The 13,188-nt window shown below is 65.4% G+C and carries 11 protein-coding genes and 4 tRNA genes; 3 read left to right on the forward strand and 12 right to left on the reverse strand.

What is annotated here, in order from left to right; genetic code table 11:
• The first annotated feature begins 68 nt into the window (after positions 1-68).
• Complete coding sequence (locus J2X45_RS04360) at positions 69-1,160, forward strand: 3-deoxy-7-phosphoheptulonate synthase (protein WP_310211666.1); 1,092 nt, start codon at positions 69-71, stop codon at positions 1,158-1,160.
• Between the two features lie 142 nt (positions 1,161-1,302).
• Positions 1,303-2,481, forward strand: a complete 1,179-nt coding sequence (locus tag J2X45_RS04365) for a lactate 2-monooxygenase (protein WP_310211668.1) — start codon at positions 1,303-1,305, stop codon at positions 2,479-2,481.
• A gap of 53 nt (positions 2,482-2,534) precedes the next feature.
• Here the strand turns inward: J2X45_RS04365 and J2X45_RS04370 are convergent, their stop codons facing one another.
• The gene (locus J2X45_RS04370; protein WP_310211670.1) at positions 2,535-4,052 is read right to left on the reverse strand and encodes a phosphoesterase; all 1,518 of its coding nucleotides are present in this window, start codon (positions 4,050-4,052) and stop codon (positions 2,535-2,537) included.
• A 250-nt stretch (positions 4,053-4,302) separates the two neighbouring features.
• On the opposite strand from J2X45_RS04370, the gene J2X45_RS04375 reads away from it, so the two are divergent.
• Entirely contained in the window at positions 4,303-5,643 is a 1,341-nt protein-coding gene (locus J2X45_RS04375) for an MFS transporter (protein ID WP_310211672.1), read from the forward strand.
• Positions 5,644-5,748: 105 nt separating this feature from the next.
• Here J2X45_RS04375 and J2X45_RS04380 read toward each other — a convergent pair.
• The 11 genes from J2X45_RS04380 to J2X45_RS04430 all read right to left on the reverse strand — a co-directional run bounded on the left by J2X45_RS04380 (position 5,749) and on the right by J2X45_RS04430 (position 13,167).
• Positions 5,749-5,825 (reverse strand) — tRNA-Arg (locus J2X45_RS04380).
• Positions 5,826-5,853: 28 nt separating this feature from the next.
• Positions 5,854-6,159 carry an ETC complex I subunit gene (locus tag J2X45_RS04385; protein WP_310211675.1) on the reverse strand — a complete coding sequence of 102 codons (306 nt, stop codon included), beginning with the start codon at positions 6,157-6,159 and terminating at the stop codon, positions 5,854-5,856.
• Positions 6,160-6,185: 26 nt separating this feature from the next.
• Positions 6,186-6,262: transfer RNA gene (locus J2X45_RS04390), tRNA-Pro, on the reverse strand.
• Positions 6,263-6,326: 64 nt separating this feature from the next.
• Entirely contained in the window at positions 6,327-6,923 is a 597-nt protein-coding gene (locus J2X45_RS04395) for a DUF192 domain-containing protein (protein ID WP_310211677.1), read from the reverse strand.
• Positions 6,850-7,440 (reverse strand): stationary phase survival cold shock domain protein CspD, encoded by a 591-nt coding sequence (cspD, locus tag J2X45_RS04400; RefSeq protein WP_310211679.1) that lies wholly within the window; start codon positions 7,438-7,440, stop codon positions 6,850-6,852. Before cspD ends, J2X45_RS04395 begins: the two co-directional genes overlap by 74 nt.
• Before the next feature lie 172 nt (positions 7,441-7,612).
• Positions 7,613-7,687 (reverse strand) — tRNA-Glu (locus J2X45_RS04405).
• A 45-nt stretch (positions 7,688-7,732) separates the two neighbouring features.
• Positions 7,733-7,807: transfer RNA gene (locus J2X45_RS04410), tRNA-Glu, on the reverse strand.
• 116 nt (positions 7,808-7,923) lie between these two features.
• The gene (gene recJ / locus J2X45_RS04415; protein WP_310211682.1) at positions 7,924-9,744 is read right to left on the reverse strand and encodes a single-stranded-DNA-specific exonuclease RecJ; all 1,821 of its coding nucleotides are present in this window, start codon (positions 9,742-9,744) and stop codon (positions 7,924-7,926) included.
• Between the two features lie 67 nt (positions 9,745-9,811).
• Positions 9,812-10,789 carry a class 1 fructose-bisphosphatase gene (locus J2X45_RS04420; RefSeq protein ID WP_310211685.1) on the reverse strand — a complete coding sequence of 326 codons (978 nt, stop codon included), beginning with the start codon at positions 10,787-10,789 and terminating at the stop codon, positions 9,812-9,814.
• A gap of 60 nt (positions 10,790-10,849) precedes the next feature.
• On the reverse strand, positions 10,850-11,803 hold the full coding sequence (glpX, locus tag J2X45_RS04425; RefSeq protein ID WP_310211688.1) for a class II fructose-bisphosphatase: 954 nt from the start codon (positions 11,801-11,803) through the stop codon (positions 10,850-10,852).
• 74 nt (positions 11,804-11,877) lie between these two features.
• Positions 11,878-13,167: a homoserine dehydrogenase gene (locus J2X45_RS04430; RefSeq protein ID WP_310211690.1), complete on the reverse strand. Its 1,290-nt coding sequence runs from the start codon at positions 13,165-13,167 to the stop codon at positions 11,878-11,880.
• Positions 13,168-13,188: the final 21 nt, after the last annotated feature.

Here is a 13,188-nt window from a genome sequence, read left to right on the forward strand (position 1 = left end):
GCCGCCAGGGGTCTCCCGGGCGGCTTTTTTGATGGCCGCCGGACCTCCCAGTTTCCGGAGTCGCGCCAATGCCTTCCACCGCCCACCTCGTCACTCTCCCCGTTCCCACCGATGACCTGCGGATCGAAAAGCTCCAGACCTTGAGTCCACCGGCTCAGGTTATCGGGGAGGCGCCCGCCACCTCGTCGGTGGCCGAGATCGTCGGAGGGGCGCGACAGGCGGTTCACCAAATCCTGCACGGCAACGACGACCGGCTCGTCGTGGTCATAGGTCCTTGCTCGATCCATGATCCCAAGGCGGCGATCGATTACGCCCGCCGCCTGGCCGCCGAGCGCGAGCGGCACGCGGGCGAGTTGGAAGTGATCATGCGTGTCTATTTCGAGAAGCCGCGTACGACCGTGGGCTGGAAGGGCCTCATCAACGATCCCGGCCTGGATGGCGGTTTCCGGATCAATGAGGGCCTGCGTCTCGCGCGTCGGGTTCTTCTGGACGTCAGCGCGCAAGGTCTGCCCGCCGCCTGCGAGTTCCTGGACGTCACCACCCCACAGTACATCGCCGACCTCGTCGCCTGGGGCGCGATCGGCGCCCGCACCACGGAGAGCCAGATCCACCGCGAGCTGGCGTCCGGCCTTTCGTGCCCGGTCGGCTTCAAGAACGGCACCAATGGCGATGTGAAGATCGCGGTCGACGCCGTCATGGCCGCGTCCCAACCGCACCACTTCCTGGCGGTCACCAAGGAGGGCCGCGCGGCGATCGCCACGACAACCGGGAATGGCGACTGCCACCTGGTTCTGCGTGGCGGCAAGACCCCGAACTACGACGCCGCCAGCGTCGCCGCCGCCGCCGAAGTGCTGGCCAAGGCCGGGTTGCCACAGCGCATCATGGTTGACGTCAGCCACGCCAACAGCGGCAAGAACCATGAGAACCAACCCGCCGTGGTCGCCGAGGTCTGCGCCCAGATCGCGACCGGCGCTTCGCCGATCATGGGCGTGATGATCGAGAGCAATCTGGTCGCGGGTCGTCAGGATATCCTTCCCGGGCTGCCCCTGACCTATGGTCAGTCGGTCACAGACGCCTGCGTCGACTGGGACACCTCGGTGCGCCTCCTGGATGACCTGGCCCAAGCGGTGCGCGCTGGCCGGCTGGCCCGCGGCGCTTAGGGCTCATAAGCCCCCGACGGAATAGCGTCGGGGGCGTTTCAGGACGCTGGACAAGTCCGCGCTGTCGCGCCGAACGCCCCTTCAAACATGCGTTTGGCGCGCTACAGTGAGTCAAAGCAAAGACATACGGGAGGCGGGGTCCATGGCTCACTACGGCGACTACCAGAATGAGATCTATGGGGCCGGCCTGCAGGGCGTCCGCCCCAAATGGCCGGTCGACTTTAAAACCCTGGAGGCGCGCGCCACCGCCGCTATGTCGCCCGATCTGCTGAGCTATGTCCAAGGTGGCTGTGGCGATGAGTTCACCCAGAGACGCAACGCCGAGGCGTTCCACGACTGGGGGGTCGTGCCGCGTATGATGGTGGATGCGTCAAAGCGCGACCTGTCGATCGAGCTCTTCGGCCTCAAGCTGCCGACTCCGCTGTTCATGAGCCCTATCGGGGTGATTGGCATGTGCGCCCAGGACGGTCATGGAGACATCGCCACTGCGGTGGCCGCCCAGCGAACGGGAGTTCCCGTCATGGCCTCAACCTTGGCCAATGACCCGATCGAGGCGGTCGGCGCGGCGCTCGGCGACGGAGTGGGCTTTTTTCAGCTCTACACGCCCAAGGACCAGGAGCTGGCCGAAAGCCTCATCCGACGCGCCGAGACGGCCGGATTCAAGGCTCTGGTGGTGACCCTCGACACCTGGGTGACCGGCTGGCGGCCGCGCGATCTCAACGACGCGAACTTCCCGCAACTGCGCGGCCATGTCCTGCAGAACTACTTCACTGATCCGCGTTTCCTGCGCCTCTTGGGTAGGCCGGTCGCCGAAGACCCGGCCACAGCGATCCGCACCTGGGGCGGCCTGTTCGGCAAGACTCTGACCTGGGAGGATCTGCCCTGGTTGAGGTCCGTCACGAAACTGCCGATCGTGCTGAAGGGCATCTGTCACCCAGACGATGCGCGTCGCGCCGTCGACCTTGGGGTGGATGGCGTCTTTTGCTCGAACCACGGTGGTCGCCAGGCCAACGGAGGGATCGCCGCGATCGATCTCTTGGAAGACGTCGTCGCGGCCAGTGGGGACACGCCGGTCTTGTTCGACTCAGGGATCAGATCCGGCTCAGACGCGGCCAAGGCGCTGGCGATGGGCGCGCGCGCGGTTGGGATTGGCCGCCCCTACGCGTACGGCCTTTCGGTCGGCGGTGTCGACGGCGTCGCTCACGTCCTGAAATGCATCCTCGCCGAGCTCGACCTGCTGATGGCCGTGGACGGCTTCCCAACGATCGCCGCGCTCCGCGAGGCGGGAGTACGGCCGGTCCGTAAAGCCGGCGCGGTGTAGGCGGAACGGCTAATCCGCAAATCCGCCCGGACGGCAGCCTGCGCCGGCCTTGCCTACTTCGTGACGATGAAGATCGGGTTGGCGTAGAACCACAGGTCTGACCAGGGATCCTCCCCCAGAGGATCCGGCAGCGGCTCACCTTCTGCGCCGTTCGTCCCGCGCACGCGGATGTAGGTCGGGCCGCGAACGTTTTTGAGCACATGGACCATCGACAGCGTCTCGCCTTCGCGCGCCCAAGACGACGGCGGGAAGGCGCGCACGACGCGCGTGGTGGGGTTGGCGTCCAGCGCGCGGTCACTCGCGGGGCCCACGATATCGCCTTGGATCAGGTCGATGCGTGCGACGCTGGGCGAGAAGCCGCCAAAGTTCTTGCCTGCAGGGTCACGCACGCGGATCACGACCGTGACATCCGAGCCGGCCGGGACCTCCAGACGGCCGCCGATATCGGCCTTGGCGCCGGCGGCAGTGGCGGTGACGTCAACTTCCGAGACCAGATCGCCCAACGTCACGAAGATGCGGCCAGTGCGCAGACCATCCAGGACGTCGTCGTACGTGCGTGCGGCCTTCACATAGGTCTTGGAATACTCGCCAGGCCAGAAGTCCTCGCCGCCGTCCGTGTAGTGGCGGTGGGAGTCCGAGGTCGAGGTGACCCACCAGCGACGCCCCTCGCCCAGCATGGCGTCCCAGAAGCCGCCCAGCTTGGCGGTCATCTGGTCAAATCCCCCCATGGTCGGCGCGCGCCCGTAGCCGCCACGATCGCCTTGCGGCTTCGGCGAGCCGTCCGGCTTGAGGCTCGACGCTTGGTGACCTGGCGCGCCTTCCATGCCGACGGCGACGTCGGGGGCGGTGTCGTTCCAGTTGCGCAGCTCGGCGGGGGACACCAACCCATACTGGCCCACGCCCGTAGCCGACCTCGACGGATGGTTGGCGATCACGATCGGGGGATCGGCCAAGGCTTTCATGTGCCTCAAGGCCTCCAGCATGAAGGCCTCCTGATTGCGCGCCGGATCGGCCGGCCAAGGCTCACGCCGATTGTAGCGACTTTCAATGCCAAACAACGCGTCCCGTTCACCCGCCGAATGCGGGAGGATCACGCTGGAATGCTCAGCGGCGGGCGTATCGAGCTCCATACCCCAGAACTGCAGGACGCTCGGCGTCTCGACGCGCGCACGTAGCAATTCGGGATAGGCTTCATCGCGGTTCAGTTTCGAATGGTTCGGGCCGCCGTGATCAGTGGCGACCATCCACGCCAGGCCATGCCTGGCGGCCATCCGGGCGTTGACGGTGATCGGATTCACCGCGTCGCCCGCCTTGACCAGGATCGGAGGCTGCGACGGATCGGCGCCAGGCTTCAAGGAGACGCTGAACCAGCTATGCACGTGATGATCGCCCGCCAGCCACCGGCGCTCGGAGGCCTTGACCGGCGGTGATTTCCGGTGGGCCGGGGCGACGGGCTGAACCGCGTGTCCAGGATGGGCGAAGGCGGTCGTCGTCATGACGTCCGCAAAAAGCGCCATCACCACCGCAGCGCCCAAAAGGCCTTGGCGCGTCTTACAAGAAATCATCGGCATGGCGGCGTCCTAGCCTGCGGTTGTGACAGTTTCACCGTCGATGAATAGCAGCCCAGCCCGGGGCCGTCTGGCCAAGAGCCCTCTGAACACACGCCGGACCTCGACGCGAACACGGCCCATCGGTGCGCCCGGCCGGACTCATCGAACTGGATTGCGTCGACTTTCCGCGTCGTGGAATGTGATCAGATAACAAGAACCAAGTCGGGAGGCCGCCATCAGCCAGGGCGATAGAAAAGGCGACCTTGCGCCGATGAGCACATGGCGACTCGCCGCCTTTGCGCTGCCGTGTGTTCCGGTCGCTGCAATGCTGATGCCTGTGGTCGTCTATCTGCCAAACTACTACGCCACAGACCTCGGCGTAGACCTTGGCGACATTGGTCTTGCCTTCGCGATCGTTCGACTTTTCGATCTGTGGCTGGATCCGACCCTTGGGTTCGCGATCGACAAGACAAATACTCGTTTTGGCCGTTTCAGGCCTTGGCTGCTGACCGGACTACCGATCGCCGTGCTCGCGGTCTGGATGTTGTTCATGGCGCGGCCGGGCGTCGGCGGCGGCTATATTCTCCTCTGGCTGATCATGGGATTTCTGGGACAATCCATGGCGTCCATGGCGCATGTCGCTTGGGCCGCGCGCATCGCCCCGGAGTATAGCCAAAGAACGCGGCTGTTTGGCTGGTGGCAGGCGTTCACGGTGCTGGGCACGCTGATCGTGCTGACGATGCCGCCGTTGATGAAGAGCGTCTTTGGACTCGACTACGCCGCTGGCGTTCGCGCGATGGGCTGGTTCGTGGTGTTGGCCCTGCCGGCCGCCATTCTTGTCGCTCTTATCGCCGTCCACGAGCCTTTCACCCCGCCGAACGCCAACACCTCAGATTGGCGGCAGTACGTCACGCTCCTGCGTCGCCCTTCTGTCTTGCGTCTGCTTGGAGCGGATATCTTGATCGGTACGGGCCCCGTCATTGCGGGCACGCTGTTCTTCTTCTTTTTCGAAGCCGTTCGAGGCTGGGACCGTTCTGAAGCCGGCCTGCTCTTACTGCTCTATTTCGTCGGGGCTCTCGCCGGCGCGCCGCTCTGGTCCCGGTTGGGTCGCACGTTCGGCAAGCATCGCGCTTTGACCATCGCCGCGATCGCCTATTCGATCGCGCAGGCAGCAGTGTTGATCGCTCCGCACGGCTTGGCCTGGGCGATCGTCACCATGACGCTGGCCGGTCTTCCGTACAGCGCGGGCCCGATCCTTCTTCGGGCGATGATGGCGGATCTGGGGGACGAAGAGCGCTTGCACAGCGGGGTCGACCGCAGCGGCCTGCTTTTTGGCCTGCTCAGCGGCTCCGTTAAAATCGGGTCCGCTTTCGCGGTCTTCGCGGCGGTGACCGCGATCGAAGCCATGGGCTTCCGGGCCGATCTCGGGGCCAACAATGATCCGACCGCCCTAGCCGCGTTATCGAGCGCCTTCTCCTTGGCGCCGGCATTGCTGGGACTTGCAGGGGCGGCGCTGATCTTTGGCCACAGAATGGACAAGGCCGCACACGACGCCATTCGTCAGCAATTGGCCGCCCGCGACGCCGCACCGAACACTAGAACAACGGCTTGAGCACGGGACGGAAGGCGCCGCATGCCGCCTTCGACCAAGCGCCCAGTCGAACGCAATGGCCTCCCAGGCAATCGCGACACCGGCTTGCATGCCTATTGTCTGGTCTGGCGCGCCCTGCAGGATTCGAACCTGCGACCGTTCGCTTAGAAGGCGAATGCTCTATCCAACTGAGCTAAGGGCGCGCGCTCGCCGGCTCGGGACGCGGCAGTCCTAGTGAGTCCAGGGCTGCTTGCGGTTCGCCGCGAAATTGTCGGCGTAGGCCTTCAAAATGCGCTTCGGAGTCTTGGGTTCGAAGAGCTGGAAGGCGATCTCATAGCGCTGAGCATAGGCGATGGCCTCGTCGCGCGTTTCGAAGGTCAGGCGGACCTGGCCGTTCATGTCGCTGGAGGTGGTCCACCCCATCAGCGGGTCGGGCTTGCGCGCGCTGGCCGGTTCGAACTCTAGCACCCAGTCCTTGGTCTTGGCCTTGCCGGACTGCATGGCGTTCTTGGCGGGGCGATAGATGCGGGCCAGCATGGACCTCTCCCAAAGTGCCTTACCGATGGTCGGAGCGGCAGGATTTGAACCTGCGACCCTCTGCTCCCAAAACAGATGCGCTACCAGGCTGCGCTACGCTCCGAAACATCGGCAGGCGGCTGCTCTACAGGGGTTCGGCGCGCGGATCAACAAAGGCTCGCACCTGTTTACTTCGGAAAGATGCGATGCAGCACGCGATCGCCCGGCAGGATGCCCAGCTGCGCGGCGCGACCGCCCGCGATTTCCAGCACGCCCAGCACAGGACCACCCGACGCCAGGGGGGTGAGGTCGTGAGGGCGCGCGTTGCGAGCGATGGACAGAACCCGGCCATCGGCCTGGATGTAGAGGATATCCAGGGGGATAAGCGTGTTCTTCATCCAGTAAGCGACCGGTTGCGGGCGCTTGTAAGTGAAGAGCATGCCGCGATCAGGCGCGAGCGACTTACGGAACATAAGGCCCCGCTCCTGCTCTGCCTTTGTCGCAGCGATCTCGACCTGAAACCGCGTGCGCCCGCGGCTCGTAATGATCTCGACGGTCTCCAGCTTGCTCGCGGCGAACGCCGACCCGCCGCTGGCGACGAGCGCGGCCCCGGTCAAGAAGGTCCGCCTATGGATCATCGACTCGGTCACACATCGCCTCACGGAAAGCCAGCCTCTCGCGAGGTTAGCTTTCCGAGACGAACGGGGAAAGTCAGGTGTCGCCCGCAGTGATCTCGGCGACGACCAGCCCCTTGGGGCCGCGCGCGAACCGCACCAGAACGTCATCACCCGGCTGCAGATCCTCAAGACCGCCGCGTCGCAGCGTCTCGATATGCACGAAGATATCGCCGGGTTCAGCGTCCCGGATGACGAAGCCATAGCCCTTGGTGCGGTTGAACCACTTCACCTTGGCGTGCTCGGCGGGACCTTCCGGCGCCAGAGCGCCGCGACCGTGGCCGTCACGGAGACCATCCCGTCTTACGGGATTTTCGGCGAACGTGCGCCTCTGACGCTCCAACGGCGACGGGGCGCTGCTCTCGTCGAGATTCACGACCTCGCTGACCTGCCAGCCTTTCGGCCGACGAACGACATCGCACACGATTACGGCGCCTTCCATGGCGGTTTCGCGTCCGCAATTGCGCAGCGACGTCACATGCAGAAGCACGTCCTTGAGCCCGGTCTGCCCGGGGTCATCCGGTACGATGAACCCGTAGCCTTTGCCGGCGTCGAACCACTTCACCTTGCCGCAGATGCGCACGAACTCTTCGTGCGCCGCAGCGTCCTCAAAATCGTAACCAGACATCCCACCCCTCTGGCTTGCCCAATCAGCCCATCGGAGCAAGCACTACAAGAACAGTGTTCTCGCGTGAGGAGAGCCGTCAATGGCGGAATCGCGCGAAAATCGCGCGAAAGCACGCTCCGCGACATTTCGTCGCAGCCACAATGTAGAAACAATTCTGAAATACAGCCGAAGATGGCAGTCCCTAGGGGAGTCGAACCCCTCTCTCCAGATTGAAAATCTGGCGTCCTAACCGATAGACGAAGGGACCACATCACCGCCGAAGCGGAACATAGCCGATATATGGCCTCGCGGGTGGCAGTCCCTAGGGGAGTCGAACCCCTCTCTCCAGATTGAAAATCTGGCGTCCTAACCGATAGACGAAGGGACCACGGCCCCGCGAGGAAGCGGGTGTATAGCCGCACCGTTTGGGGTGCGCAACCCGCTCCAAAGTACTTTTTTTAGTCCGTACTTTTCCCCGTCCCCACCTTCATGGCGCGTCGCAAGTCAGCCCGCGTAGCGCGCTCGGGGATCATGGGCGTCCTCGATCTCGAGCTGCACGCCATTGCGGCCCATGTAGTCATCGGGCTTGAGCTTGCCGACCACATCCAGCGGACCGTCGCCCGCCAGCAGTCGTTGCCCCAGTGGGGTCTCGGCGCTTCGCCAGCTGATCGCCTTCAGGCGATCGCCCGTCGGACCAACCAGATCCATCCGGACATGCCCCCCCTTCAGCACGGAGACGCGGTCGGGCCTAACCTGGGTCAGCGCGAACAAGGGCTCGGGGTTTCCCGGACCGAACGGCGCGAGGCGCTGGAAGTCATCCAGCAGAGCCCGATTCGCCGCTCTCGGCTGAACCAAGGCGTCGATCTCCACAGCCTCGACGCCAACAGCCTCCATTTCGCCCGCCAAGCGCTCTTCTAGAAAGGCGCGCAACTCAGGAATCATCTCGGGACGGATCGACAACCCCGCGGCCATCGCGTGGCCGCCGCCGGCCATGAGAAGGCCCGCCTCGAACGCCGCCTGGATCGCTTTGCCGAGATTGACACCGGGCTGCGAGCGGCCGGAGCCCTTGCCGACATTGGCCGCGCGATCGATCCCGATCACCACGACGGGCTTGCGATAGCGCTCGCGAAGGCGGCCGGCGACAATGCCGATCACGCCCGGGTGCCAATTGTCGCCAGCCACCACGATCACCGGCGCGTCGGGGTTGAAATTGCTGCCACGCTCCAGCATCGCCGCTGCTTCTTCGACGACGGCGGCCTCGACCGCCTTGCGCTCAGTGTTGAGGCTGTCGAGCTCTTCGGCGAGCGCGCGCGCTTCCAGCGGATCATCCGTGGACAGAAGACGCGCACCGAGGTCGGATCGCCCCACCCGACCGCCGGCGTTGATGCGGGGGCCAAGGATGAAGCCGGCGGTGAACACCGAAGGATCGCCCGAACCCTTGCCAACCTCGAAGAGCGCCTTCAGGCCAGGGTTGGCCCAACTCCCCATGGCGCGCAGACCCAGCGACGTTAGCGCGCGGTTGAAGCCAACCAACTGAGTGACGTCGCAGACCTCGCCAAGCGCGACGAGATCCAGCCATTGGCGTGGATCGGGCTGCGGTCGATCCTCGGTGACCAGGCCCCGTTTACGCGCTTCGCGGTTCAGCGCCGTCAGCAGCACGAACGTGACCCCGGCAGCCGCCAGCACGCCCTGCCCGCTTTGGCATCCTGGCCGATTCGGGTTGACTACGGCTGCGGCGGCCGGCGGGTCCTCGCGCATAAGGTGATGGTCGATCACCACGACCTCGAGCCCGATTTCTCCGGCGCTGGCGATCGCGTCGTAAGCCGCCGCGCCGCAATCGAGAGTGACAACCAGCTCAGCGCCGCTATCTCGGATTTTGCGGAACGCCGCCGGGCTCGGTCCATAACCCTCGGTCAGGCGGTCTGGAATATAGATCGGCAGCTCAACGCCCATATGGCGGAACCACCGGACCAACTGCGCGGCGCTGGTGGCCCCGTCGACGTCATAGTCGGCGAACACCATGGTCGGTCGGCCGCGCTCCAGAGCGTCGATCAGGATCTCGGCCGCCCGGTCCATGTCGGTGAACCGCGATGGATCTGGAAACAGCGCCTTAAGCGTCGGGCGCAGGTAGTGCTCCGCCTGTTCGAGGGTCACGCCCCGCGACACCAGCGCCCGGGCCAAGGGCTCGATCAGGCCGTGACGTTGCTGGATTTCACGGACAACCGCCATATCCGCCGGCCGCTCGCGCCAGCTGCGACCGCTCAGCGATCGTTCAACGCCCAAGAAGGCGCTAGGGGGAATAGAGGTGACACCATCGGCGGGCATCGGGCGAGCCTAGCTTGTCGCGAGGATTCGAACCATGCGGCGCCCGCACGACAGGGCCGGACGTCGGTCAGCCGGCCCGCATCTGAGCGCGGATGACTTCGACCTCGTTCGCCGAGCCCAGGATGACGGGCACGCGCTGGTGAAGCTTGCTCGGCTTGATATCCAGGATTTCGGCCAGGCCTTCGATCGACTTGCCGCCCGCGCGTTCGACCAGCAGACTCATCGGGTTGGCCTCGTACATGAGGCGAAGCTTGCCCGGTTTGTCCGGCTCACGCGCATCCCAGGGATACATGAAGACCCCGCCGCGCATCATGATCCGGTGGACGTCAGCCACCATCGACGCCACCCAGCGCATGTTGAAGTTCTTGCCCCGCGCGCCGTCCTTGCCCTGAACGCAGCCGTCGATGTAGCGGCGCACAGGCGCCGCCCAATGACGCTGATTGGACATGTTGATCGCGAACTCGGCCGTGTCCGGCTTGATGACCAAGTCGGGGTGGGTCAGCAACCAACGGCCGTCAGCGCTGAGCGTGAAGCCGTTCACGCCGCTCGAGAGCGTGACGACCAGCATCGTCTGGGGCCCGTAGACCGCATAGCCCGCCGCGACCTGGTTGCGGCCCGGCTGCAGGAAATCAGCTTCAGCCGGCGCATGGCCGGCGGGCGCCGGCAAAACCGAGAAGATCGTTCCCACCGAGACGTTGACATCGATATTGCTGGAGCCGTCCAGCGGGTCGAAGGTGACCAGGTAACCGCCGACACGGCCGGTGGGCTCGACCTCTTCCAGCTCCTCAGAGGCCAGGCCCGCCACGGGACCACAGGCCTTCAGGGCGTCGCTCAGCATGTCGTTGGTGATGACGTCGAGCTTCTTCTGCTCTTCGTCCTGGACATTGGTGCTGCCCGCAGCGCCCAGACTTCCCGACAGCGCCCCCGACGCCACGGTGCGGCTGATCCTCGCGCACGTCTCGGCGATGGCAAGGACCACGTCCTTCAGGGCGGCGTCCGCCGGCTCGGCCGCGAGCCGGGCGGCCAGGTCGACAAAAGCAGTCATTCTCGTCCTCAAACCGAAATCAGGGCGGCCGATCTTGGCGACGGCCGTGACAGGAAGATTTCAGACCTTCCGCTTCATGCGAACTTCACGGACCGTGCCCGTCGAGGAGTTCATCACCAGCGTATGGGTGTGAACACAGCCGTCGCGATAGACGACGCCGTCCAACAGGCCGCCACGGGTAACGCCTGTCGCAGCGAAGATCGCCTCGTCACGAACAATCTCGTGGAGGTCGTACTTCTTGTCGAGGTCCGTGACGCCCCAACGCACGGCGCGCGCGCGTTCGTCGGCGTTGCGGAACAGCAGGCGTCCCTGGAACTGCCCGCCAACGCACTTCAGCGCCGCGCAGGCCAGCACGCCTTCGGGCGCGCCGCCGGAACCGAGATAGAGGTCGATGCCCGTCGACGGATCCGTCGTGTTGATCACCCCTGCGACATCACCGTCGGTGATCAGGTGGATCCGGGCGCCCGCAGCGCGCACGCCGGCGATGATCTCGGCATGGCGCGGTCGGTCGAGAACGCACACGGTGATCTCGGACGGCGCCACGCCTTTGGCGTCGGCCACCGCCTGAATGTTCTCGGCGGGAGAACGATCTAGGTCGATTACGCCAGCCGGCAGGCCAGGACCGCAGGCGATCTTGTCCATATAGGTGTCTGGCGCGTTGAGGAGCGTGCCCTTCGGCGCCCAGGCCATCACCGTCAGCGCATTGGGCTGGGACTTGGCGGCCAGGGTCGTGCCTTCCAGCGGGTCCAGCGCGATGTCGATGCGTGGGCCCTTCCCCGTGCCCACCTTCTCGCCGATGTAGAGCATCGGCGCTTCATCGCGCTCGCCTTCGCCGATGACGATCTCGCCATCGATATCCAGTTCGTTGAGGGCGTTGCGCATCGCGTCGACCGCAGCCTGATCGGCGGCCATCTCGTCGCCGCGGCCCAGCATCGTCCACGAGGCGATGGCGGCGGCTTCGGCCACGCGAACGGCGTCCAGGACCAGCGCGCGGTCCAGGGTGTTCGAACTCATCCGTTTCTCCCGACCGCCCCGAACGAGGCGGCCTTGTTCCCAATGTCGCCTTCGTCGCCCGATTTTTCGGGTCGTTAGATGCGCGCGACGCGCAGAAGGCGGGGACGCTCTAGCACGGTCTGCAGCTTTTCGATGCGGCTAATCGCGTCCAGGAGGTTCGATTCCGGCGTCGCATGGGTAACGAGCACGATCGGCACCCCGCCCGCCCCTTCCACGGGCTTCTGCAGGAAGCTGTCGATCGACACGCCGCATTCGGCCAGGGTTTCCGAGATCGCCGCGATGACGCCCGGCTGATCCTGCACCATCACGCGCAGATAGGCCTTGCCGACCGCCTTGGACGGATCGATCGATACGAAGGGCTTAAGGTCGCCAGCCGGCGCCTGGAACACTGGGCGCACCGCCTTGGTCATCACGTCCGCGATATCCGCCGCGACCGCCGCCGCGGTCGGCCCCGCGCCTGCGCCCGGTCCTTGCAGGAAGATCCGCCCGATGCGCTTGCCCTCGATAAACAGGGCGTTCAGCGCGCCGCCGGCCTGGGCCAGCGGATGATCCAGCGGCACCAGCGAAGGGTGCACCTTCACGGCGACGCCGTCTTCGGACTTGGCCGCGCCGGCGATCAGCTTGATCCGGTAGCCCAGATCCTTGGCCAGCTTGATGTCGAGGAGGTCGACTTCGCTGATGCCCTCGATCTCGGCGGCGGCGAAGTTCGGCGCGCAGCCGAAGGCCAGAGCCGCCAGGATGCTGACCTTGTGTCCGGCGTCGAAACCGCCGACGTCCATGGTCGGATCAGCCTCGGCGTAACCCAAGCCCTGAGCTTCGCGCAGCACGTCGGCGAACGAGCGACCGGTCTTCTCCATCTCCGACAGGATGAAGTTGCAGGTGCCGTTGAGGATGCCGGCGACCGAGATGATGTCGTCGCCCACCAGGGCCTCGCGCATCATCTTCACCGCCGGGACGCCGCCCATGACCGCTGCTTCGAACAGCAGGGGCGTGTTGGTGGCCTCGGCCAGGGCGGCCAGCTCTGAACCGTGCTCGGCGATCAGCGCCTTGTTGGCCGTGACCACCGGCTTGCCGGCCTTCAGCGCGGTCTCGACGGCGGCCTTGGCCGGACCATCCGAACCGCCGACCAGCTCGACGAAGATGTCGATGTCCGGCGAAGCGGCCAGGGCCACCGGATCGTCGAACCAAACGAGATTCGAGATGTCGACCGTGCGCGGCCGCGACTTCGATCGGGCCGACACCGCCGTCACGACCGCCTGGTCACCAGCCGGCGCGAAGCCGGGCCGTTCCGCCAGGAACTGCAGGAGACCGCCGCCAACCGTGCCCAGGCCGGCGACGCCGATGCGCCAGGTCTTGTTCGTCATCTTCGAATCCTCGTTACGCCG

This window comes from Caulobacter sp. BE264, assembly GCF_031457805.1.
In the GTDB taxonomy this organism is placed as follows: domain Bacteria; phylum Pseudomonadota; class Alphaproteobacteria; order Caulobacterales; family Caulobacteraceae; genus Caulobacter.